This is a genomic window from Streptomyces sp. NPDC041205 (genome assembly GCF_055591765.1).
This window is the reverse complement of record NZ_JBVIZH010000003.1, coordinates 273816-293608: the sequence shown is the minus strand read 5'-3', so window position 1 is coordinate 293608 and position 19793 is coordinate 273816. Positions and strand designations below refer to the sequence as shown.

The 19793-nt window shown below is 73.0% G+C and carries 18 protein-coding genes; 7 read left to right on the top strand and 11 right to left on the bottom strand.

Translation table 11 applies throughout. The annotated features are described in order from the left end of the window. The gene (locus tag ACZ6BG_RS15535) at positions 1 to 1506 is read right to left on the bottom strand and encodes a cryptochrome/photolyase family protein (RefSeq protein WP_469000968.1); all 1506 of its coding nucleotides are present in this window, start codon (positions 1504 to 1506) and stop codon (positions 1 to 3) included. Next, positions 1503 to 2891, bottom strand: coding sequence for a cryptochrome/photolyase family protein (locus ACZ6BG_RS15530; protein WP_469000965.1), 1389 nt, complete (start codon positions 2889 to 2891; stop codon positions 1503 to 1505). Before ACZ6BG_RS15530 ends, ACZ6BG_RS15535 begins: the two co-directional genes overlap by 4 nt. A gap of 276 nt (positions 2892 to 3167) precedes the next feature. Here ACZ6BG_RS15530 and ACZ6BG_RS15525 point away from each other — a divergent pair, with 276 nt between their 5' ends. The 4 genes from ACZ6BG_RS15525 to ACZ6BG_RS15510 all read left to right on the top strand — a co-directional run bounded on the left by ACZ6BG_RS15525 (position 3168) and on the right by ACZ6BG_RS15510 (position 7335). Continuing rightward, positions 3168 to 3728 carry a DUF4383 domain-containing protein gene (locus ACZ6BG_RS15525; RefSeq protein WP_469000962.1) on the top strand — a complete coding sequence of 187 codons (561 nt, stop codon included), beginning with the start codon at positions 3168 to 3170 and terminating at the stop codon, positions 3726 to 3728. Between the two features lie 79 nt (positions 3729 to 3807). Further along, entirely contained in the window at positions 3808 to 5043 is a 1236-nt protein-coding gene (locus tag ACZ6BG_RS15520; RefSeq protein WP_469000959.1) for a lycopene cyclase family protein, read from the top strand. A gap of 1 nt (position 5044) precedes the next feature. Then, entirely contained in the window at positions 5045 to 5773 is a 729-nt protein-coding gene (locus ACZ6BG_RS15515; RefSeq protein WP_469000955.1) for a class I SAM-dependent methyltransferase, read from the top strand. Further along, positions 5770 to 7335 (top strand): FAD-dependent oxidoreductase, encoded by a 1566-nt coding sequence (locus ACZ6BG_RS15510; RefSeq protein WP_469000952.1) that lies wholly within the window; start codon positions 5770 to 5772, stop codon positions 7333 to 7335. The genes ACZ6BG_RS15515 and ACZ6BG_RS15510 overlap by 4 nt, the downstream gene beginning before the upstream one ends. 77 nt (positions 7336 to 7412) lie before the next feature. Here the strand turns inward: ACZ6BG_RS15510 and ACZ6BG_RS15505 are convergent, their stop codons facing one another. The 9 genes from ACZ6BG_RS15505 to ACZ6BG_RS15465 all read right to left on the bottom strand — a co-directional run bounded on the left by ACZ6BG_RS15505 (position 7413) and on the right by ACZ6BG_RS15465 (position 16490). Then, the gene (locus ACZ6BG_RS15505; protein WP_469000949.1) at positions 7413 to 8432 is read right to left on the bottom strand and encodes a DUF5914 domain-containing protein; all 1020 of its coding nucleotides are present in this window, start codon (positions 8430 to 8432) and stop codon (positions 7413 to 7415) included. After that, the gene (locus tag ACZ6BG_RS15500) at positions 8429 to 9448 is read right to left on the bottom strand and encodes a phytoene/squalene synthase family protein (protein ID WP_469000945.1); all 1020 of its coding nucleotides are present in this window, start codon (positions 9446 to 9448) and stop codon (positions 8429 to 8431) included. The genes ACZ6BG_RS15505 and ACZ6BG_RS15500 overlap by 4 nt, the downstream gene beginning before the upstream one ends. Continuing rightward, positions 9445 to 10977: a phytoene desaturase gene (locus ACZ6BG_RS15495; RefSeq protein WP_469000941.1), complete on the bottom strand. Its 1533-nt coding sequence runs from the start codon at positions 10975 to 10977 to the stop codon at positions 9445 to 9447. Before ACZ6BG_RS15495 ends, ACZ6BG_RS15500 begins: the two co-directional genes overlap by 4 nt. After that, entirely contained in the window at positions 10974 to 12254 is a 1281-nt protein-coding gene (locus ACZ6BG_RS15490; RefSeq protein WP_469000938.1) for a polyprenyl synthetase family protein, read from the bottom strand. The genes ACZ6BG_RS15495 and ACZ6BG_RS15490 overlap by 4 nt, the downstream gene beginning before the upstream one ends. A gap of 149 nt (positions 12255 to 12403) precedes the next feature. After that, the gene (locus ACZ6BG_RS15485; protein ID WP_469000936.1) at positions 12404 to 13129 is read right to left on the bottom strand and encodes an anti-sigma factor; all 726 of its coding nucleotides are present in this window, start codon (positions 13127 to 13129) and stop codon (positions 12404 to 12406) included. Next, on the bottom strand, positions 13126 to 13632 hold the full coding sequence (locus tag ACZ6BG_RS15480) for a sigma factor (protein WP_469000933.1): 507 nt from the start codon (positions 13630 to 13632) through the stop codon (positions 13126 to 13128). The genes ACZ6BG_RS15485 and ACZ6BG_RS15480 overlap by 4 nt, the downstream gene beginning before the upstream one ends. Before the next feature lie 87 nt (positions 13633 to 13719). Then, positions 13720 to 14466, bottom strand: a complete 747-nt coding sequence (locus tag ACZ6BG_RS15475) for a class F sortase (RefSeq protein ID WP_469000931.1) — start codon at positions 14464 to 14466, stop codon at positions 13720 to 13722. Further along, positions 14459 to 15292 (bottom strand): DUF4397 domain-containing protein, encoded by an 834-nt coding sequence (locus tag ACZ6BG_RS15470; protein WP_469000928.1) that lies wholly within the window; start codon positions 15290 to 15292, stop codon positions 14459 to 14461. Before ACZ6BG_RS15470 ends, ACZ6BG_RS15475 begins: the two co-directional genes overlap by 8 nt. A 205-nt stretch (positions 15293 to 15497) precedes the next feature. Continuing rightward, a complete protein-coding gene (locus ACZ6BG_RS15465) occupies positions 15498 to 16490 on the bottom strand; it encodes a MerR family transcriptional regulator (protein WP_469000925.1) in 993 nt (330 codons plus the stop codon). A 152-nt stretch (positions 16491 to 16642) separates the two neighbouring features. On the opposite strand from ACZ6BG_RS15465, the gene ACZ6BG_RS15460 reads away from it, so the two are divergent. The 3 genes from ACZ6BG_RS15460 to ACZ6BG_RS15450 are packed head-to-tail and all read left to right on the top strand — an operon-like array spanning position 16643 to position 19774. Beyond that, on the top strand, positions 16643 to 17239 hold the full coding sequence (locus tag ACZ6BG_RS15460) for an RNA polymerase sigma factor (RefSeq protein WP_469000922.1): 597 nt from the start codon (positions 16643 to 16645) through the stop codon (positions 17237 to 17239). Further along, positions 17239 to 18144, top strand: a complete 906-nt coding sequence (locus ACZ6BG_RS15455) for an AfsA-related hotdog domain-containing protein (protein WP_469000918.1) — start codon at positions 17239 to 17241, stop codon at positions 18142 to 18144. The genes ACZ6BG_RS15460 and ACZ6BG_RS15455 overlap by 1 nt, the downstream gene beginning before the upstream one ends. A gap of 58 nt (positions 18145 to 18202) precedes the next feature. Further along, positions 18203 to 19774 carry an SDR family oxidoreductase gene (locus ACZ6BG_RS15450; RefSeq protein WP_469000914.1) on the top strand — a complete coding sequence of 524 codons (1572 nt, stop codon included), beginning with the start codon at positions 18203 to 18205 and terminating at the stop codon, positions 19772 to 19774. Positions 19775 to 19793 lie beyond the last annotated feature (19 nt).

Sequence of the window (19793 nt, the reverse complement as noted above, 5' to 3'; positions counted from 1 at the left end):
TCATGGCACCTGGTCGCTGCGGTCGGCCTCCTCCCGCAGCACCTGGTCGAGGTCGCCGAGTCGTCCGAGTCCGCGCACGGCCTGTGCCGTGCGGGGGTTGGCGGCGAGACGGTGCTGGTGCCGGTGCAGGAAGGACCAGTACCCGGCGGTGAAGGGGCAGGCCCGCTCACCGGTGCGCCGGGTGGGCGAGTAGGCGCAGCCTCCGCACAGGTCGCTCATGCGGTTCAGGTACGCGCCTGCGGACGTGTACGGCTTGGTGGTCATCCGGCCGCCGTCGGCGTACTGGGACATGCCGACGACGTTGGGCAGCATCACCCAGTCGTAGCCGTCGACGAAACAGCGGTGGAACCAGTCGGTGACCGCGCGTGGATCGTAGCCGCGCTGCAGGGCGTGGCTGCCGAGCACCATCAGGCGGGGGATGTGATGGGTCCAGCCGGTGTCGCGGACCTGGGCCAGCACGGTCGCCAGACATCGGGCTGTGACCGCGTCCGCGTCCAGCGCCAAGAACCAGTCGGGCAGCGGCTCGTGGTGGCGCAGCGCGTTGCGGTGGCGGTAGTCCGCACCGAAGTACCAGTACAGGTGCCAGACGTACTCGCGCCAGCCCGCGATCTGCCGGATGAAGCCCTCCACGCTGCTCAGCGGTGCCCGGCCCGCGCGCCAGGCGTCCTCGGCCCGCTCGACGCATTCCGCGGGATCCAGCAGGCCGAGGTTGAGGGAGGAGGAGAGCAGGCTGTGGCTCATGACCGGATCGGCCGCGAGCATCGCGTCCTCGTGCGGCCCGAACCCGGCGAGCCGGTGCTCGACGAACCGGGCCAGCGCCGCACGCGCCTCGCGCCGTGAGGCGGGAAACAGGCGTGGGCCGTCCCGGCCCACGAACACGATCCCGTCCTCGCGCTCCCAGCGGTCCAGGTCCCGCCGCACCTGGTCGTCGATCTCGTCCTCGCGCGGCCGGTAAGGGGCCGGGGCGCCCAGGGTGCGTACCTTCCGAGGAGGTGGTTCGCGGTTGTCGTGGTCCGTGTTCCAGCGCCCGCTCACCGGTGACTCGCCGTCCATGAGCAGACCCAGCCGACGTCGTGTCCAGCGGTAGAAGTCCTCCTGCCGCAGCCGCGTTCCCCTGTGCCGGTCGGCCCAGGTCCCGAACGCCTCGTGGTCGACGAGGAAGCCGCGGGCGGGCAGCACCTGGACCTGCGGCAGCCGCGCGACCATGTTCAGGGCGGCTCGGGAAGTGGGGTGGCGCACCGTCACCGGCCGGTCGGCCACGGCCTCACGCAGGCCTTCCCGGTAGGTCTCGGCCCGGACGTAGCGGACCCGGTCGCCCAGTTCGACGGCGCGATGGCGCATCGCGGACAGGACGAGGTGGGCCTTGGCGCGGTGGAAGCGGCGGCGCCGGAACACCGACTTGGCCTCGATCAGGACGAGCGGTGCCCCCTGTGCCGGGCCGGAGTCGTCCGGGTGGAGGAAGTGCGGACCCAACTGGTCGCCGAACAGCCAGTGCGCGGTGGTCATCGGGCCCCGCCCTCGGCGCGTTCGCGCGATCGCCGGAAACGGTCCCGCGCGTCGGCGAGATCGACGATCGGGTCGGGGTAGTCGCACGCGGCGCGGTCCAGTCCGGGCAGCTTCCACGGCTCGTGGACGGCCGGGGCCCGCAGCCCTTCGAGTTCGGGAACCCACCGCCGGACGTACTCCCCGTCGGGGTCGTGCCGCTTGGCCTGGGTGAGCGGGTTGAGGACCCGGTTGGGGCGGGTGTCCGTGCCGGTGCCCGCCATCCACTGCCAGTTGAGCTGGTTGTTGGCGATGTCGCCGTCCACCAGCAGGGACAGGAAGTGCCGTGCGCCGATGCGCCAGTCCACGTAGAGCGTTTTGGTCAGGAAGCTCGCGGTGAGCAGACGGCCGCGGTTGTGCATCCAGCCCTCGTGGGCCAGTTGGCGCATCGCGGCATCGATCACCGGGTAGCCGGTGCGGCCCTGCTTCCAGGCCTCGATGTCGTCGTGTGCTTCCGCTGTGCCGCGCCAGGCGTCGTGCCGACTGCGGTAGTCGCTGAACGCGACGCTCGGGCGGGCGGCCAGGACCTGCTGGTGGAAGTCGCGCCACGCCAGCTGGCGGACGAACGCCGCGGGTCCGGGTCCGTGCTCCGTACGCAGGCGGTGGAGGAGCTCGACGGCGGACAGCGTGCCGAAGTGAAGATGCGGGGACAGCCGCGAGGTGGCATCGCCCGCCAGGTCGTCGTGACGTTCGTCGTAGGCGGACACCCCGGTTCGCAGCCAGGCGGTGAACTGTCGGCGGCCCAGGCTCTCCCCGCCCTCGGCCAGCCCCGGAGACACGCCCGCGACGTCGCCGCGGGCCGGGAGCGCCTCGGAGCCGACGGCGTCGGGCACCGGCACGGCGCGGGGGGCTGCCAGGGGCTCCCGCAGGACCTGTTGCGACCAGCGCTGGAAGTACGGCGTGAACACGGCGAAGTGGTCCGAGGACGCCGGGGTGACCGAGCCCGGGGCGACAGCTGTCCGCACAGTCTCGTGGACGAACAGGCGCAGCCCCTGGGCCGCCAGAGCACGGCGCAGGCGGCCCTCACGGCGGTGCGCGTGACTGCTGTGGTCCGCTGCCATGTGCACCTCGTCGGCCTGCGCCTCGGTGGCGACCGCGCACACCGCGTCGACGAGGTCACCGCGGCGGACGATCAGCCGACCGCCTCGCGCGCGCAGACTCGCGTCGAGGTCGGACAGGGAGTCGGCGAGGAACGCCAGCCGGTTGGGGACGGCGAACCCGGCGGCGTCCACGGCGGGGTCCCGCACGAACAGGGGCACGACGGCGTCGGCCCCGCGCAGCGCGGACCGCAGCGGCGGATGGTCGTGCACGCGCAGGTCCGAGGTGAACAGGACGATCGAGATGGTCATGGCGCGGCTCCTTGAGGGCGGGCAGGTCCCGCATCAATGATTCCGGTCCGACGCCGTGTCCAGATGCGGTGTGTGTGCGGCACCGCCGGTTCAGCGCGTGGTTCCGCAGTCGCCCGGTTCTTCGACCGCCACTGGTCGGAGTGTTTTCCGGGTAGCTTCCGGACAACGTCCGGACAAGAAGGCCCGGCGTTCGACGCACGATCGACTCGTGGTGAACGGCGAGGTCACGGCGCTCAGGCTGGGAGCCGATGGGCACTCATCCTGGAGGCGAAGGTCATGAAGCTCCGCGAGGAACTCCCCGTCGATCACCGGCTCGCCGTCGTGTACCGGGTCGGTGCGGCACTGTGCGGTGTGATTCTGCTCGTGTTCGGCTGTCTCGGCTTCGCCGATCAGCTCGCCTTCTTCACCACCGACGGCTCTCGGGTCGCGGGCCTGTCGAGCAACGGGCTGCTCAGCCTGCTCTCGGTGGTGGTCGGGACCGGCATGGTCGCGGGAGCGGTGGTCGGCGGCAACTTCGCCTCCACGCTCAACATCGCGATCGGCTCCCTCTTCCTCCTGAGCGGTTTCGCCCACCTGTTCGTACTCGACCGGCCGGTGAACGTCCTCGACTTCAGCATGCCGAACGTCATCTTCAGCTTCGTCATGGGGCTGCTGATCGTCACGTTCGGTATGTACGGACGGGTCAGTGGCGGTCTGCCGCACGACAATCCGTACTGGCGCCGCCGTCACCCCGACCAGGCGCGACGCGAGGAGGAGGCCGCCGACGCGGGCGGCACCCACCGTTCTCCGGCCCGTCCTGCCGCCGCCCCGCGGCCGCCCGCCCGGTCGGCCGGCTGAGATTCGTGCCGGGCCGGTGCATCCGCGGGGCCGTCTCGCACGGAAAGGCGGGCATCGACGGACAACCGGCGAGGGGCCCATGCACGACACGCAGATCGCCATCGTGGGGGCAGGCGCGGCTGGGCTCTCGCTCGCCTACCGCCTGGCCACCGGCCATCCCGGCGGCCGCGTGCCGTCGGTCGTCCTGGTGGACGCTCCGGCAGGGCCGCGGAAGCCGGGAGAGCGCACCTGGTGCTTCTGGGAGGGACCGAACGGCGATTACGACGCCGCCCTGACCGCCGCCTGGGACACCCTGCGCGTGCACGCCCCCGACGGCACCGCCGTCGCCGCCTCGCCCGCCCCTCTGCGCTACAAGATGCTGCGTTCCAGCTCCTTCGAGTCCCTGGTCGGTGACCGCCTCGCCGGCGAACCGAACGTGTCCCGGCTCACGGCGGTGGTGGAAGCGATCAACGACTTCGGCCACGGTGCCGAGATCCGCACGCGCACCGGGGCGGGGCACCGCTTGGCGGTGCGGGCACGGTGGGTGTTCGACTCCCGTCCGCCCTCGGTCCTGCCGCCGGGCCGGACCACGCTGCTGCAGCACTTCCGCGGCTGGTTCGTCCGGACCGACCGACCCGCCTTCGACCCCCGGGCGGCCGTCCTGATGGACTTCCGCACTCCGCAGCCCGCACACGGCGTGTCTTTCGCCTACGTCCTGCCGACAAGCCCCAGCCAGGCCCTGGTCGAGTACACGGAATTCTCCCGCCAGGTCCTGGACGACCGGGCGTACGAGCACGCGCTGCGCCGCTACCTGACACGCGAACTGGCCCTGGAGCACTACGAAGTCGCCCGTGCGGAGCACGGCGTGATCCCCATGACCGACGCGGCCTTCCCGCGCCGCGCCGGCCCCTCCGTCTTCCGCATCGGGACCGCGGGCGGGGCGACACGGCCCTCGACCGGATACACCTTCGCCGCCATCCAGCGACAGACACGGGCCATCGCCGCCGCCTGCCACCAGGGCCGCACGCCCCGACCGCCCCCCGCGCACTCGGCGCGGTCCCGGGCCATGGACGCCGTTCTGCTGCGGGCCCTGGACACCGGACGGGTGAGCGGGGCGTCGCTCTTCACGGACCTCTTCCGCCACGTCCCGATGGAGCGACTGCTCCGCTTCCTCGACGGCCGCACCAGCGCCTACGAGGACCTGACGATCGGGCTGCGCACCCCCGTGGGTCCGATGGCGCGCACCGCCGTCGAACTGCCCTGGCTCCCCAAGCGTCACGCCCCCGCTCCCTCCCACGAGGCGGCGGGGCGCCCAGCCGACCGGAATGAGACCTGAGATGACCGTGCTGCGCGACGACACCCTGTCCGCCGCGTTCGACCACGCCGCCCGTACCTACGACCGGCTGGTCGCCGTCAATCCCGGCTACCACGCCCACCTGCGCCGCTCCGCCCGCCGACTGCGGCTGCCAGACGGCGGCGCGGGGCTGCGGCTGCTCGACCTGGGTTGCGGAACCGGGGCGTCCACCGCGGCGCTGCGTCGCGTCGCGCCGCGGGCCGAGATCGTCGCGGTCGACGCCTCCGCGGGAATGCTGGCGCACGCCGCCGCCAAGTCCTGGCCGCCCACGGTCACCTTCGCCCAATCATCCGCCGAGCGGCTCGAACAGGCAGGCGTGCGGGGGCCCTTCGACGCGGTCTTCGCCGCCTACCTGTTCCGCAACCTCGCGGACCCCGATGCCGTGCTCTCCTCGGTCCGCGCTCTGCTGGCACCGGGCGGGCGCCTGGCCGTGCACGAATACACCCTCAGCGGGCGGCTGGCGGACCGCCTCGTGTGGACGGCCGTCTGCAAGGCGGTGGTACAGCCCGCGGGGACCCTCGTCGGCGACGGGGCCCTCTACCGGCATCTGTTCAGCAGCGTCTCCGGCTTCGACACCGCACAGGCGTTCGCCGCACGGACCCGGCGGGCCGGATTCACGCGTGTGCGCGTCCTGCCGATGCCCGGCTGGCAGACCGGCATCGTGCACACCGTGCTGGCCTCGGCCGGCGAAGCGGAGAAGGGCGCTCGATGAGCCGATCCGACATCGCCCCGGACGGGCGGGCCCGCCGGGGCCGTGACCGTCGCGCCCGGGTGTGGCGGGCACCGTCCGGGCTCCCCCGCGTCCCACGGGAGCAGGCGCCGACGACCGCAGTCGTGGGCGGCGGCCTGGCCGGTCTGGCCGCCGCCACGGCCTTGGCCGAACGAGGCGTACGGGTAACGCTGTACGAACGCGAGTACCAGTTGGGCGGCCGCCTGGCGGGCTGGCCGATCGAACTCGCCGACGGCTCCACGGCGACGATGACCCGGGGCTTTCACGCCTTCTTCCGCCAGTACTACAACCTGCGCGGCCTGTTGCGCCGCGTGGACCCCGGCCTCACCACGCTGACCGGCCTGCCCGACTACCCGCTGCGGCACAGCACCGGGCTCCGGGACAGCTTCGCCAAAGTGCCGCGTACACCACCGTGGAGCGCCCTCGGCTTCGCCGCGCGGAGCCCCACGTTCGGCTGGCGCGACCTGGCCCGCATGAACGCGCGCGCCGCGCTGCCCCTGATGGACGTACGCGTCCCCGAGATCTACCGCCGACTCGACCGGATCAGCGCGCAGGAACTGCTGGAACGGATCCGTTTTCCCCCAGCGGCCCACCATCTGGCGTTCGAGGTGTTCTCCCGCAGCTTCTTCGCCGACCCGCGCCGGCTCTCGGCCGCCGAACTCGCCCTCATGTTCCACATCTACTTCCTCGGCTCCAGCGAGGGCCTGCTCTTCGACGTGCCGCAGGAGCCCTTCCCGGCGGCCTTCTGGGAACCGCTCGCCGCCTATCTCGACGCTCACGGCGTCGAGATCCGCACCGGGCACGCGGTGGAGAACGTGCGGCGCGCGCCGACGGGAGGATTTCACGTCACCACCCGGGACAGCGAGACGCGGCACGACACCGTGGTGCTCGCCCTTGACACGGCGGGCCTGCGCCATGTGGTCGCGTGCTCGCCCCGACTGGGCGACCCCGACTGGCGAGAACGCATCATGCGCCTGACCACGGCCCCACCGTTCCTCGTCTCCCGGCTGTGGCTGGACCGCCCGGTCTCCTGCGAGCGCCCGGGATTCCTGGGCACCAGCGGATACGGTCCCTTGGACAACGTGAGCGTGCTGGAGCGGTGGGACGGCGAAGCCCTGCGCTGGGTCGCCCGCACCGGCGGCTCCGTGGTGGAACTGCACGCCTACGCCGTGGAACGGACCGCTCACCGGACGGCGGTGCAAGAACAACTGCTGGACCAGTTGCGGCGCCTCTATCCCGAGACGCGTGACGCCAAGATCGTCGATGAGCGCCACGAATGGCGCGCGGACTGCCCGCTATTCGCGGTGGGCGGCTACCACGACCGGCCCACCGTGCGCACCGCCGACCCGGCCCTGACCGTCGCGGGCGACCTGGTCCGTATCGACCTGCCTGCCGCGTTGATGGAACGGGCGGTCACCTCGGGGTTCCTCGCCGCCAACGCGCTGCTCGAGCGGTGGGGGCTCGACGGCCAGACCTTGTGGTCGGTCCCGGACCGGGGCCGGGTGTCGGCTCTGAGGGTGCTCAACCGGCTGGCCGGTACCTAGGGTCCGTTCGGCGTCCGCCGTGAGTCGGCCGGGCAGGCGCTGGTGGCGGCCGCGCCCCCGAACAGCGAGGGAACAGCTCAACCGGGGAATCGCCCCGTGCTGCGCAGGGTCCAGCGGCGCTCGGCGTAGGCGATGTCGTCCCGCCACAGACGGGCCGCGGCCGCCCGCATGAGCGGCCGCAGCGCGGGAGCCACGGCCCGGGCCGCGAGGAAGCCGGGGCGTTCGGATGTGGCGATCACCGCTTCGACGACCGCGGTGCGGGGGTGCCCGGCGCGATCCGTGCCCAACGGTGTCGCGTGCGTCTCCACCACGGAGCCCGCGCCCTCGCCGTGGGTGATGTGCATGACGACCGTGCGCGGTTCCGGAGCGGTGAAGACCGCCCGCACCGGTACGACCGCGCGCCCGGCCACCTTGAAGGACACATCGACGGTGAAGGCGTCGTCCTCGGCACCGTCCCGGCCGTCCCCGGCGAGCGGCGCCACGGTCAGGTCGACGAAGGAGTACGGGTGGAACCAGGCGCCGTGCCAAGGGTCGAGGCGGTTGGCGATGACGTCTTCCGGTTCGCAGCGCCCACTGGTCGCCATCACGGCCGCCACACCGCGCGCGAGGCGGGGGCGCGGGGGTAGCACCGGCCGGTCCAGGGCCGGTTCGCCGCCGATGTCGTCGAGTCTGACCCAGGTCAGCACACCGTCGTCGAAAGCCGGATAAGGGCTCCAGTCGCCGAGGGGCCGCCCGTCCAGGGCCAGCCCGTGCCAGTGGCAGATCACCGTGCCGCAGCGCACCGGGCTGTCCTTGAGCGGGGCGCCCAGGTGCGGGCAGGCTCCCGGACCCGCCCGCACCGCGCCCTGCGCATCGCGCCACAACACGATCTCCCGGCCTGCCACCGTGCGGCCCAGGGAGCGGTCGCCCCTGAGCTCCCGCGAGGCACCCAGCACGTACCAATTGCCGGACGGGCGGCCCTGGGCGCGCTTCAGCGCCGCGGCGATCACTCCGGGCCGCGCTTCACGCCAAGTCGGGTGCTGCTGCTCCCAGGCCACGGGCCGGCGGCGCAGCCGCAGCGGGTAGCGTCCGGGTCCGGGCGGGCGATCGGCACTCATACCGGCTCCTTCCACGGCTGCGGGCTGCTCTCCGCCGACGGCCGCCGCACGGGCCGCTCGGGCAGCGGCACGACGTCGCCGTGCAGGCGGTGGCGCAGCCGGGCGGCGGCCACCCGGGCCAGGCCGTCGCAGGCAACGGCGGCGCGGCGTCGGCGGGCCACGACTGCCCGGCGGTGCAGGACGGCGTAGCCGTCGGCGGCGATGGCGTCCAGGATGGCGGCGTACAGCACGAAGGCGGTCCGGACGCACGGGCGCGCGACGGGGTCGAGCATGCCCGGGCCCGGTGCCGCCGTGCGGTAGACGTCCCGGGTGACGGCGCAGGCTGCCCTCAATGCCTCGGTGATCCGGTGGTCCCGGCGCCCGGTGGTACGGCTCCAGCACAACAGCTCGCGGTCCACACCGTGCGCGGAGAGCAGGTCCTGGGGGAGATAGATCCGGCCCCGGTCGAGGTCCTCGCCCACGTCCCGCAGGAAGTTGGTCAGTTGGAAGGCGACCCCGAGGGCCGCGGCGTACGGCGCGGCCTCCGCGCGGGGGACGACCGTGCCGAGGACCGGCAGCATCTGCAGGCCGATGACGGCGGCCGAGCCGTGCATGTACCGCTCCAGATCGCTGTACGTGGCGTACTCGCTCACCTGGAGATCCAGGCGCATGGACGCCATGAAGTCGGTGAAGTGCCGGGGGTCGATGGCGTAGCGGCGGGCGGTGTCGGCCAGGGCCGTCACGACGGGTTCGCTGCTCGTGCCCGTGCGCAGTCCGTGGTCCAACTGGTCCTGGAGGCGGCGCAATGCCAGGGGCCTGTTCTCCGGTGCGGCTGCCCCTTCGACGTCGACGATGTCGTCGGCCCAGCGGGCGAAGCCGTACAGAGCGTGGACGGCGGGCCGCCGTTCGACCGGCAGCAGCCGAGTGGCCAGGAAGTACGTCTTGCCGTGGCGGGCGTTGAGGCGCCGGCAGTGCGCGTAGGCGGCACGCAGCGCGGGATCGGTGATCGCTGCGGCGTTCAGTTCCCGGGCACTCATCCGCGTCCCCCCGTGACCCTGAACCGTCCGGCGGCGGGGGATGACGCTCCCGGTGGGCCGGTGACGCGTGCCGCGGCCAGCTTGCCGGAGACGAGGACGGTGGGCACGCCGACGCCGGGGGTCGTGCCGCAGCCCGCGAGAACGGCGTTGTCCGTGCCTCGCACCAGGTTGCGGGGGCGGAAAGGGCCGGTCTGCGGGAAGGTGTGGGCGGCGGAGAAGGGGCTGCCGGCGGCGTGTCCCTGCGCCGTCCAGTCCGCCGGGGTCACCAGGCACTCCTCCTCGACGGCCGCGTCGATCCCGGCGAGCCCGCGCCGCTCCAACTCGGCGACGAGGCTGTCGCGGTAGCGGGGCGCGAGGTCCCTCCAGTCCCGCGCCCCGGGGCCGATGTCGGTGTTGGGACAGGGAGCCAGTACGTAGTGCAGGTGACGTCCCGGCGGTGCCAGGCCGGGGTCGGTGGCCGTCGGACGGGTGATGAGCAGGGACGGGTCGGACATGAGGTTCCCGGTGCGTGTCAGTTCGTGGAACGTGGACTTCCAGGCGGCCCCGAAGGAGATCGTGTGATGCGCCAGTTGGGGCCAGGTGCGGTTGCTGCCGAGGTGCAGGAGCACGGCGGAGGGCGAGTGGCGCAGTGGCCAGGGACGGCGTGGCGCGCGGCCCAGCAGTCCGTAGGCGACGGGCAGGTCCGGGGTCAGGACCACGGCGTCGCAGGCGATGCGTTCCCGGTCGGTGATGACGGCGGTGATCCGGGATCCGGTGCGCTCCAGGCTCTGGACGTCGTGCCCGTACCGGATGTCGGCGCCCCCTTGTGCGGCGGCTTCCGCCATGGCCCGCGGCAGGGCGTGCATGCCGCCTCTCGGGAAGTAGACCCCGGCGACGGTGTCCATGTAGGCGATGACCGCGTATGCGGCCAGGGCCCGTGCCGGGGGCACGCCCGCGTACAGCGCCTGGAAGGAGAAGATCCGCCGCAGTCGTTCGTCGGAGATGAACGAGGCGATGCGCGCGTCCAGGCTCCGGAAGCCGCCGAGGGCGGCGAGCCGGGCCAGGTCGGGGGTCAGCAGTTCCAGGGGCGAGTCGAAGTTGGTGTCGATGAACCGACGCATCTGGAGTTGGTAGAGACGCTCCAGCCACGTGCGCAACCGCCGGTACCCCACGGCGTCCCGGGAACCGGCGAAGCGTTCGATCTCGGCTTCCATGGCGCTGGGGGCGGTGTGGACGTCCAGGCTGCTGCCGTCGGCGAACTGGGCCCGGTAGGCGGGGTGCAGCGGGATGAGGTCCAACCGGTCACGCAGGCTCCCGCCCACCGCGGCGAAGGCGTCCTCGACGAGTTCCGGCATGGTCAGGACGGTGGGTCCGGTGTCGATCCGGTAGCCCGCCCGCTCCAGGAGCCCCGCACGTCCGCCCGGGTGGTCGGCCCGTTCCACCACGGTCACGGCTCGTCCGGAGCCCAGCAGATGCAGAGAGGCCGACAGGCCCGCGAGTCCGGCGCCCACGACCACCACATGATCGGTCCGCCCCGGCAGGGTCCTCATCGGCTGCCGCCTTCGGCATCGGGATCGCGCGGCACGGACGGCGCCGCCGGGCCACCGGCTGCGCGGAGGCCCGCCACGCGGTGGAAGAGTTCGCGCAGCCGCCGTTCGGCCTGCGGGACGAAGACGCTGGCGCCGAGGTGCCGGTTCGCCTCCTTGACCAGGCGGAGGATCTTGTCCTCGACGATCGCTCGTGCCCCCGTCGTCACGAATGCCTCGCGCACCCTGCGCACGTCGGCGTCGGCCAAGTCGGACCTGCCCACGCAGGCGTTGAGGAGGGCCAGCAGTTCACGGTCCGCCGCGGCCTCGGCCCGGGCGGTGGCCACGGCCAGGAGATACGTGCACTTGCCGTCACGGATGTCGTCCCCGGAAGGCTTGCCGGTCTCGGCGGGATCCCCGAACGCGCCGAAGAGGTCGTCACGCAGTTGGAAGGCGATGCCGGCGCAGCGGCCCGCCGAGCGCAGCGCGCGCGTCGCGGCCTCGTCCGCACCGGCCAGCGCCGCGCCGAAGGCCAGCGGACGTTCCACCGAGTACAAGGCGCCCTTGAGCGACGCCGTACGGATGGACCTGGCCATCGACCGCGAGCCGATGGCCTGGCCCTGCAGGTCGAGATACTGGCCGGCCACCATCTCCGTGCGCATGGACTGCCACAGCGCGCGCACCTGGCGCGCCTTCCCGCCCTCGAGGTCGACCGCAGCCACCACGTCATCCGCCCAGCTGAGCGCCAGGTCGCCCACGAGGATGGCGGCGGCCGCGCCGAACGGCTCGCCGGGCCCGCCCGCCGCGGGCGTCCCGTACTGCGTCTGGACGTCCACATGCACGGCGTCCCTGCCCCGGCGCAGCGGTGAGCCGTCCATGACGTCGTCGTGGACCAGGGCGCAGGTCTGGACGAGTTCGAGGCCCGCCGCCAGGCGCAGGGCCGCCTCCGTCTGACCGGGGTCGGAACCTCCCGCGCACGCCCTCAGTCCCCACCAGAGGAACTGGGAGCGGATGCGCTTGCCGCCCTCCAAGGTGAACCGAGCCACCCGAGCCGCGATGTCCTGCGCGAACGTGCCGTCGATGGCTCCGGCGTCGTCAAGTCGCCCCTGGAGGACGACCGCGAGGGCGCGCCCCACCGCGGCGGGCACATCGGCGTCGACGTCATGTGCGTTCGCAGCGCCCAGGGTGCTGCGCCTCGTCTCCGCCGCGGCGTCCGAGCGGCCCCGGGCACGGGTGCGGGCCTCTGCGGCGACTGATCCGCTGCCGCTCGTCGCGGGCGGTGCTCCTGTCCCGGGGCGCATTGCACGTCCTCTCAGCCATTCGAGCGGTATGGGCTAAAGAACGTTCGGCCGCAGAGGGACTCCTGGATGCATCGGAAGCTGTTCGCCGGACCGAACCCGGACATGGGGCAGCGGGGGCCTCGGACCCGTCCTCGGGGCGACGGCCCCTGTCAGGGGCCGGTCTTCAGCGCACCGCGGACCACGCTCTTGCCCGAGTGTGCCGGGCTGCCGTTGTACGCCTGGTCCGAGACGTCGACGAGGGGGTAGTCGGCCAGGTCCACGCCCTCCGGCACCGGCAGGGTGGCCGATCCCTCCGCGTCGAGGACACCCACCGCGATGAGCTTCTTGTGGGTCGGATCCATCAGCCACACCTCGAAGTAGCCGTTCGTACGCGGCAGATCACTCACATCGATGTGCACCTGCCGTCGGGCGCCCGCCGATCCCTCGAGCCGCGCCACGCCCCGGGCGTCCCCCGGCGCCAGCGGGGCGAGCGAGGACACGGCTCCGGTCCGGGTGCCTTCCCCGTCGTCGCCGCGCAGCTGCCACCACGTGGCACCGCTCCCCAGCGTCGCCCCTGCCACGAGGCAGGCAGCGGCAAGAAGCAGGGGCAGCTTCCTTCCCCTGCCTTGCGGCCGTACGGGTTCTTCGGCTGCCCCGCTGATCGGCGGGGCGAGATCCAGTTCCGCGGAGATCGCGCGCCAGACCCGCTCGGGCGGCGGAGCCGGAACGTCGTCCGGGGACACGGCCCGCGCCGCTCCGACGACCCTGCGCAAGGAGTCGAGTTCGGCCCGGCACTGATCGCACTCCGCCAGGTGGGCGGTGTGGGCGCCGAAGGTTTCGGAGGGCTCGTCCGTGAGGGCGAGGTCGGCGAGATCGGCCGGGTGCAGATGCTTCATGGCTTCTCGCCTCCCCGCGGCGTCAGGGCTTCGAGGCCCTGAACCAGTTCCTGTCTGACTCTGTCCACCGACAGCGTGAGCCGTTCGGCCACTTCTGTCGCCGTCAGATGCCCGTACAGAGCCAGGCGCAGGATGGAGGCGCGCAAGGGCGGCTGATTCGCGAGCGTCTCCCGGGTGACGGCCTGCCGGACGGTGCGCTCGAAGGCGGCTGAGCCAGGCGGCTCGCAGCGGCGCGCGGCGATTTCTCCGCGGGTGCGTTCGAGCAACCAGCCGACCAGGGACGAGGCGGGGTCGAAGGAGCCGCGATCGCGCCAGGCCTCGGCGAAGACGCGCTTGGTGGCCTCCTCCGCGACACCGGGCTGCGGCAGAAGGCGCAGGGCGAGGGCGTAGACGTCGGCGCCCCACAGGCTGTAGGCCCCGGCCAGGGCAGTGGTGTCACCCGAGTGGAAGGCCACGGCGAGCTCGGACTCGGCACCCCGTGGCGCTTGGGGACGCGCGGGCACGCGGGGAGCGGAGTGCTTGTGCGCCGGGCCGGGTTCGGGCACCGCGGACGCGTAGCCGTGGCCATCACCTTTCACCTCCTGCCCGCCTCAACCGCTCGTCGGCACCGCGGTGACCACCAGATTTCTCCGGTAGCCGCCGCGGGCCGGATCGAAGGGCGGCGCGCACGTGATCAGCGTGAGCACGGGGCGGCCGTCCCGGCGGAAGGCCGACGGGGGCAGGTCCTGTTTGGGCACGGTGCGGCGGGCCGTCACCCGGTAGCGCACGGGCTCGGCTGCCTCGCGCACCACCATGACGGTGTCGTCGGCCCGGATGTCGTACAGCGCGGCGAAGGCGCCCAACTCGCCGCTGCGGGAGTCGACATGGCCGACCAGAACGGCGGAACCGTTCGGGGCGCCGGGCGCGGGCCCGTGGCGGTACCAGCCCGCCGCAGCGGGGTCGGTGGGGATCTCGGTCCTGCCCCGGGCATCCACACCGACCGCCTGGACGCGTGCGCTGAGCTGCAGCCGAGGCAGGCGCACCCGCAGGGGTGCCGCCTCCGGCTCCTCCCCCGTGGTGCGGCCCGCGCCGTCCACGGGCCCGGCCGCCTTCCCCCCGGCCTGTGAGGGGCCGACGGCCGGGGCGCCCGGGCGTTCGGTGGCCGTCGGTTCCGGTGTCCCGGGCGGTGCCGCCATGTCAGGTCCGAAGTCCTGCCCGAACTCGGCAGGCGGCCTGTCGTCGGACGGATCCAGCGCGAGGAGCAGCCCGGTGGCGAGCAGGAAAGAGAGCACAGCACTCATCACGGACCCACGCGACCGCAGCACCCTGGCCACCTTGCCGGTGGTGGGCTCAGGCATGTCGCCGGGCTCGGCGACGGACGGTCAGCGCCCCGGCCACGACGAGGAGACCCGCGGCGGCGCTCCAAGCGGGCCAGTCGTGGGCGGAGTTGGCCGCGGCTGCGCCCGAGAAGCCGGCATCGACACCACCGGGCGCCGAGTGCATGCCGTCGAACGACTGCACCTTCAGGGCGAGGTTCTTGTCGTCGGCGCTTCCCCAGGCGTACACCACGTTGCTGGTGCCCTCCTCGAGGTTGACGTCGGCGGGGCCGACGGCGACGGTGTCCGTCCCGGCCAGCACGACATCGGCGGGTACGGTACCGGCCTTCACCTCGGTCTTCGCCTCCTTCGGGTTCTCCAGGGCTTCGAAGACGGGCTTCTCGGCGGCCCGCACATCGACGGCGGGAGCCGCCGCGACGTGCCGGACGGTGAGCCGGGACTCGCCGGCCGGCACCTTCGTCACGTCGTTGACGAACGCGTTGAGTTGAGGCTTTCCGTCGGCGGAGAGGTGAGCGACCACCGTCGCGTTGGCACCGGCGGGCACCTCAACCTTCTTCCGCAGGGCGGGACTGCCGCCGGGGCCGTCACCGTCCTTGAACACCTTGAGGTCATAGGAACCGGCGGGCAGTTCCTGCGGTTCGGTGAGCGTTCCGGGCTTGAAGTTCGAGAGCAGTTCGTCACCGTTGGCGTACACGTCCACGGTCAGGCCCGGGATCCCGTGGAAGACGGAGACCATTGCCTTGTCGTCGTCGGCGCGCGGTGCGGCCCCGGCGGGTCCGGCGCCCGTGAGAGCGAGAGTGAGCGCGCCCGCGGTGGCGGCCAGCAGAGTGGGGGTGCGCGAGATCATCGGAGGACTCCCTTCGCGGCGGATTCCGCTCTGTGCGGAACTCACCCTCACTTCTCTCGCGCCAGTGGCCGCGGATGCGGCACGGCCGCTCCTCCTCGACTTGTGCCGCCCCGTTCGACCTGTGGCGCGGTGAACCAGGGGTGGCGTCCTGTGCGCGGAGAGGGACGGCAGCCGGTGGGTCAGGCCGCCGCCGTCGCGGACGGTCTCATCGCGCCGCGGGCCGCCGCCGGACCTCGTCGCCCACCGCCGCCTCCACTGCCGCCAAGGCTTCGGCCAGCCCTGAGGGCCGTGGCAGTCCGGGCACGGTCTGACCGGCCCACCCCGGCCCGAGTGTCAGCACGAGGGGGCGTCTGCGGGCGCCGCGCACGCCCCACTCCATGGCCGCCACGTGCTGCGCGAGGGGGCGGTTCGCGGTGGTCCGGGACTGGGCCCACAGTCCGATGACCGCGGGCCCGGTCCTGCGGACCGCGTCCACGAGCGCTTCGGCAGGCATGGCCGCCCCGAACATCCTGACCGGCAGGCCTCGATCCGTGAGGGCGGCGGCCAGCGCTTCCAGCGGCAGTGTGTGAATCTCGCCCGGCACGCAGGCGAGCAACGTCGTGGCGGCCGCCTGGTCGGCCGGGATTCTCTGGGAGCTTCGCCGCAGCGCACCGGTGATGTGCCAGGAGAGGAAGTGCTCCACCTCCACGTACTTCTCGCCCGAGCTCTCCCACTTGCGCCCCACCGCCTGCAGCGTCGGCATGATCACTTCCTGCCATGCCGTGACCAGTCCGTGGTCGTCGATCGCCGCGGTCAGCAGGTCGTCCACGGAGGCGGCGTCCAGCCGCAGCGATGCACGGGCGAGACCTTTGCACTCCCGGCGCGCGTTCCCCAGTTGGAGACCGCTGCCCGACCGGCTGCGGGCAGGGCTCGGCCGCGGCGGCGCGTCGGCGGCGGGCGCCGTTGCCGGGGGCCGGCCTTCGCGTGCGGCGCGCGCGGCCTCGGCCGGCGGCACCCCCGCCATGGTCAGGGCGCTCATCCGCTCCAACCGTGCGATGTCCGCGGCGGTCCAGCGGCGGTGTTTGCCGGGCGTGTGGACATCGGGCCCCAGGCCGTAGCGCTGGTCCCACGTACGCACCGTCGTGGGTGCGACGCCCAGGCGCCTGGCCACCGCACCGGTCGACAGTCCCGCGGGCTGGTCGTGCTCGCTTGAGCTCACCGCCCCATCGTACGACGCAGAACCGACGCGTGTTGCTTGCGTCGTTTCTGCGTCCAAGACTCGGAACCGGCGCAGGCGGGCGTCGACCTGTGGCTGTGCGTCCGCACGTGAACGCCTACTCCTAACTGCCGCTCTGCAGGAGGAACAAGACCATGAGTTCGATCACGCGAACCTCGGAACGTCTGTTCCCGCCCATCGAGGAAACGGCGCTGGAGGAGGACCTTGCCCGAGGGCTCGTCGATTCCGACGAGCAGGCGTTCGCCGCGATCTACCGGCGCTGGAGCTCCCTCGTCCACACCATGGCCGCCCGCTCGCTCGGCGACGCGCGGGAGGCGGAGGACGTGACCCAGCAGGTGTTCCTGGCGGCTTGGCGGGGCCGGTCCGGATTCCACCCCGAACGCGGACCGCTGGGCGCCTGGCTCGTCGGCATCACCCGGCGCAAGACCGTCGACGCGCTGGCAGCCCGCACGCGCCGCCTCCGTCTGGTCGAGGCGGCGGGCCGCGCCGCGGACGCCGCCGCACCGCACCCGCAACCCACGGTCACCGACCAGGTGTTGGACCGGGTCCTGCTCTCCGCGGAACTCTCCAGCCTGCCTCGGCGGCAGCAGGAGGTGCTGCGTCTCGCGTTCTTCGACGACCTGACCCAGGCGCAGATCTCCGAGCGCACCGGCCTGCCCCTGGGCACGGTCAAGAGTCACGCGCGCCGGGGCCTGTTCCAGCTGCGCCGCAAGATCGAGGAGGGCCGCTGATGTGCGCGCCGCACCCCGCCGGGCGGCTCGCCCAAGGCGACGGCCCGGCGGGGTGCGAACCCGGCACCCCGCTGACGTGGCGCACGCTCGGACTGGACACGATGGCGTCGCTGCTCGTCGTGTCGTTGAGGCGCCTGGGCGGCAGTGGCTATCGCGCCCAGTGCCAGTGGCCTCGCCTGCATCCGCTCAACGAGCGCGGGATCGCCGTGTCCCACCATCCGCTGATCATGGCGGAGTCCACCCGCCAGCTCGCCATCGCCTGGGAGCGCCGGCACGCACCCGCGGACGACGTCGCCCCGCTCGAACCCGTATCGGTGAACCTCGGGCTGCGTCCGGGTGTCCGGCCGACGGAACGGGGCAGTTCTACGGATGTGGCCGTCCGGGTGAGCGTGAGCGACCTCGCCACCCACGCCGGCAGACCCACCGCCTGTCGAATCACCGCGGAGTACGCACATGAGGGAACGCCGTTCGGGTCGTGCACCATGCGGTGTGCTCGTCCGGCGGACGCGGGTGCGCCTCCCGAGTCCGCTCCGCCCCTGCCGGCGTGTCTGCATCCCCCGGCGGCCGCGGTGGGAGCCGCAGCCGACAGCGACGTGATGGTGGCGCGGGCACCGCAGGGTCGCCTGGTCATCGTCCCGCGCGACCCGGGACATCCGGTCCTGCTCGCCGGCCGTCCACCCCGGCTGCCCGCCCTCGCGGTGCTGGAAGCCGCTCGGCAGGCGGTGCTGCTGACCTCCGGGATGACCGCTGGGGCCGTGGCTGGACTGCGGGTGGACCTGCGTGCACCGGTGCCGCCGAGCGGGGCCCTGGCCGAAGTGACGGCGGAGCCGGGAGGAGCCCGCGTTCTCGTCACCGCCGCCGGCCACGTCGTCGCGCTGGGGACGGTGGCGCTGCGGGGTCCGTGAACGGGCAAGGACAACGGCCGACACGTGGGTGTCCGAGCTGGCACACGGAGGAGCGATCATGGGAACGGACGGACAGCGAGCCGCACAGCCGCTGCACTGCCTGGTCACCGGCGCGTCCGGCTACATCGGCGGACGCCTGGTGCCGGAGCTTCTGGACGCGGGGCATCGCGTGCGGTGTCTGGCCCGCTCACCGGCCAAGCTCCGCGACCACCCGTGGGCGGCGGACGCCGAGGTGGCCCGGGGCGACGTCACGGACGCCGCTTCCGTCGCGGAGGCCATGCGCGGGATCGACGTCGCGTACTACCTGGTGCACGCTCTGGGCTCCGGCTCCGGTTTCGAGGAGACCGACCGCCGCGGGGCCCGGATCTTCGCCGAGCAGGCCCACGCCGCCGGTGTGCGGCGCATCGTCTATCTGGGCGGTCTCACGTCGCGGGGCGTCCCCGTGGCGCAGCTCTCCCCGCATCTGCGGTCGCGCGCCGAGGTCGGACAGATCTTCCTGGACGGACCAGTCCCGGCCACCGTGCTGCGGGCCGCCGTCGTCATCGGTTCGGGATCGGCTTCGTTCGAGATGCTGCGCTATCTGACCGAGCGGTTGCCGGTCATGGTCACCCCCAGCTGGGTGCACACGCGCACGCAACCCATCGGCGTCCGCGATGTGCTCCGCTATCTCGTCGGTTCGGCCACCATGCCGGCCGACCTCGACCGGGCGTTCGACATCGGGGGCCCGGACGTACTCACCTACAGGGAGATGATGCGGGCGTATGCGAGAGTCGCCGGGCTGCGCCAGCGGCTCATCGTGCCGGTGCCCGTGCTCACGCCGGGGCTCTCCAGCCACTGGGTCGGCCTGGTCACCCCGGTGCCCGCCGCCATCGCCCGGCCGCTGACGGAGTCGCTGCGCCACGAGGTCGTCTGCCACGAACACGACATCGCCCGGTACGTGCCCGACCTCCCGGGCCGCCCGCTGCCGTTCGACGAGGCGCTGGCCCTGGCGCTGCGCAGGGTGCGGGAGGCCCAGGTCACGACCCGCTGGTCGTCCGCCTCCGTGCCCGGGGCGCCGAGCGATCCGCTTCCCACCGACCCCGACTGGGCCGGCGGCAGCCTCTATGAGGACGAACGGCACCTGCCGGTCCAGGTGTCGCGGCAGGCCCTGTGGAAGGTGATCGAAGGCGTCGGAGGCGACAACGGCTGGTACTCCCTCCCGCTCGCCTGGGCGGTCAGGGGCTGGCTGGACCGGTTCGTCGGCGGAGTGGGCCTGCGCCGCGGACGACGCGACGCCGAACGGCTGAGGGTCGGCGACTCGCTGGACTTCTGGCGGGTCGAGGAGATCGAGCCGGGACGGCTGCTGCGGCTGCGGGCGGAGATGCGGCTGCCGGGGCTCGCCTGGCTGGAGATGCACGCCGAGACGGACGACTCGGGCCGCACCCGCTACCGGCAGCGCGCCCTGTTCCACCCGCGCGGTCTGCTCGGCCACGCCTACTGGTGGTCCGTCGCGCCGTTCCACGCTCTCGTCTTCGGCGGCATGGCCCGCAACATCGCACGGGCAGCCGCCGAAGGCACGCGTGAGAGCGGGACCGCGCCGCACCCCGAACCTGCTCGACGCCGCCGCGTCGGGCGGCGTGCGCGGCGCTGACCCGCACACCGCCGTCAGC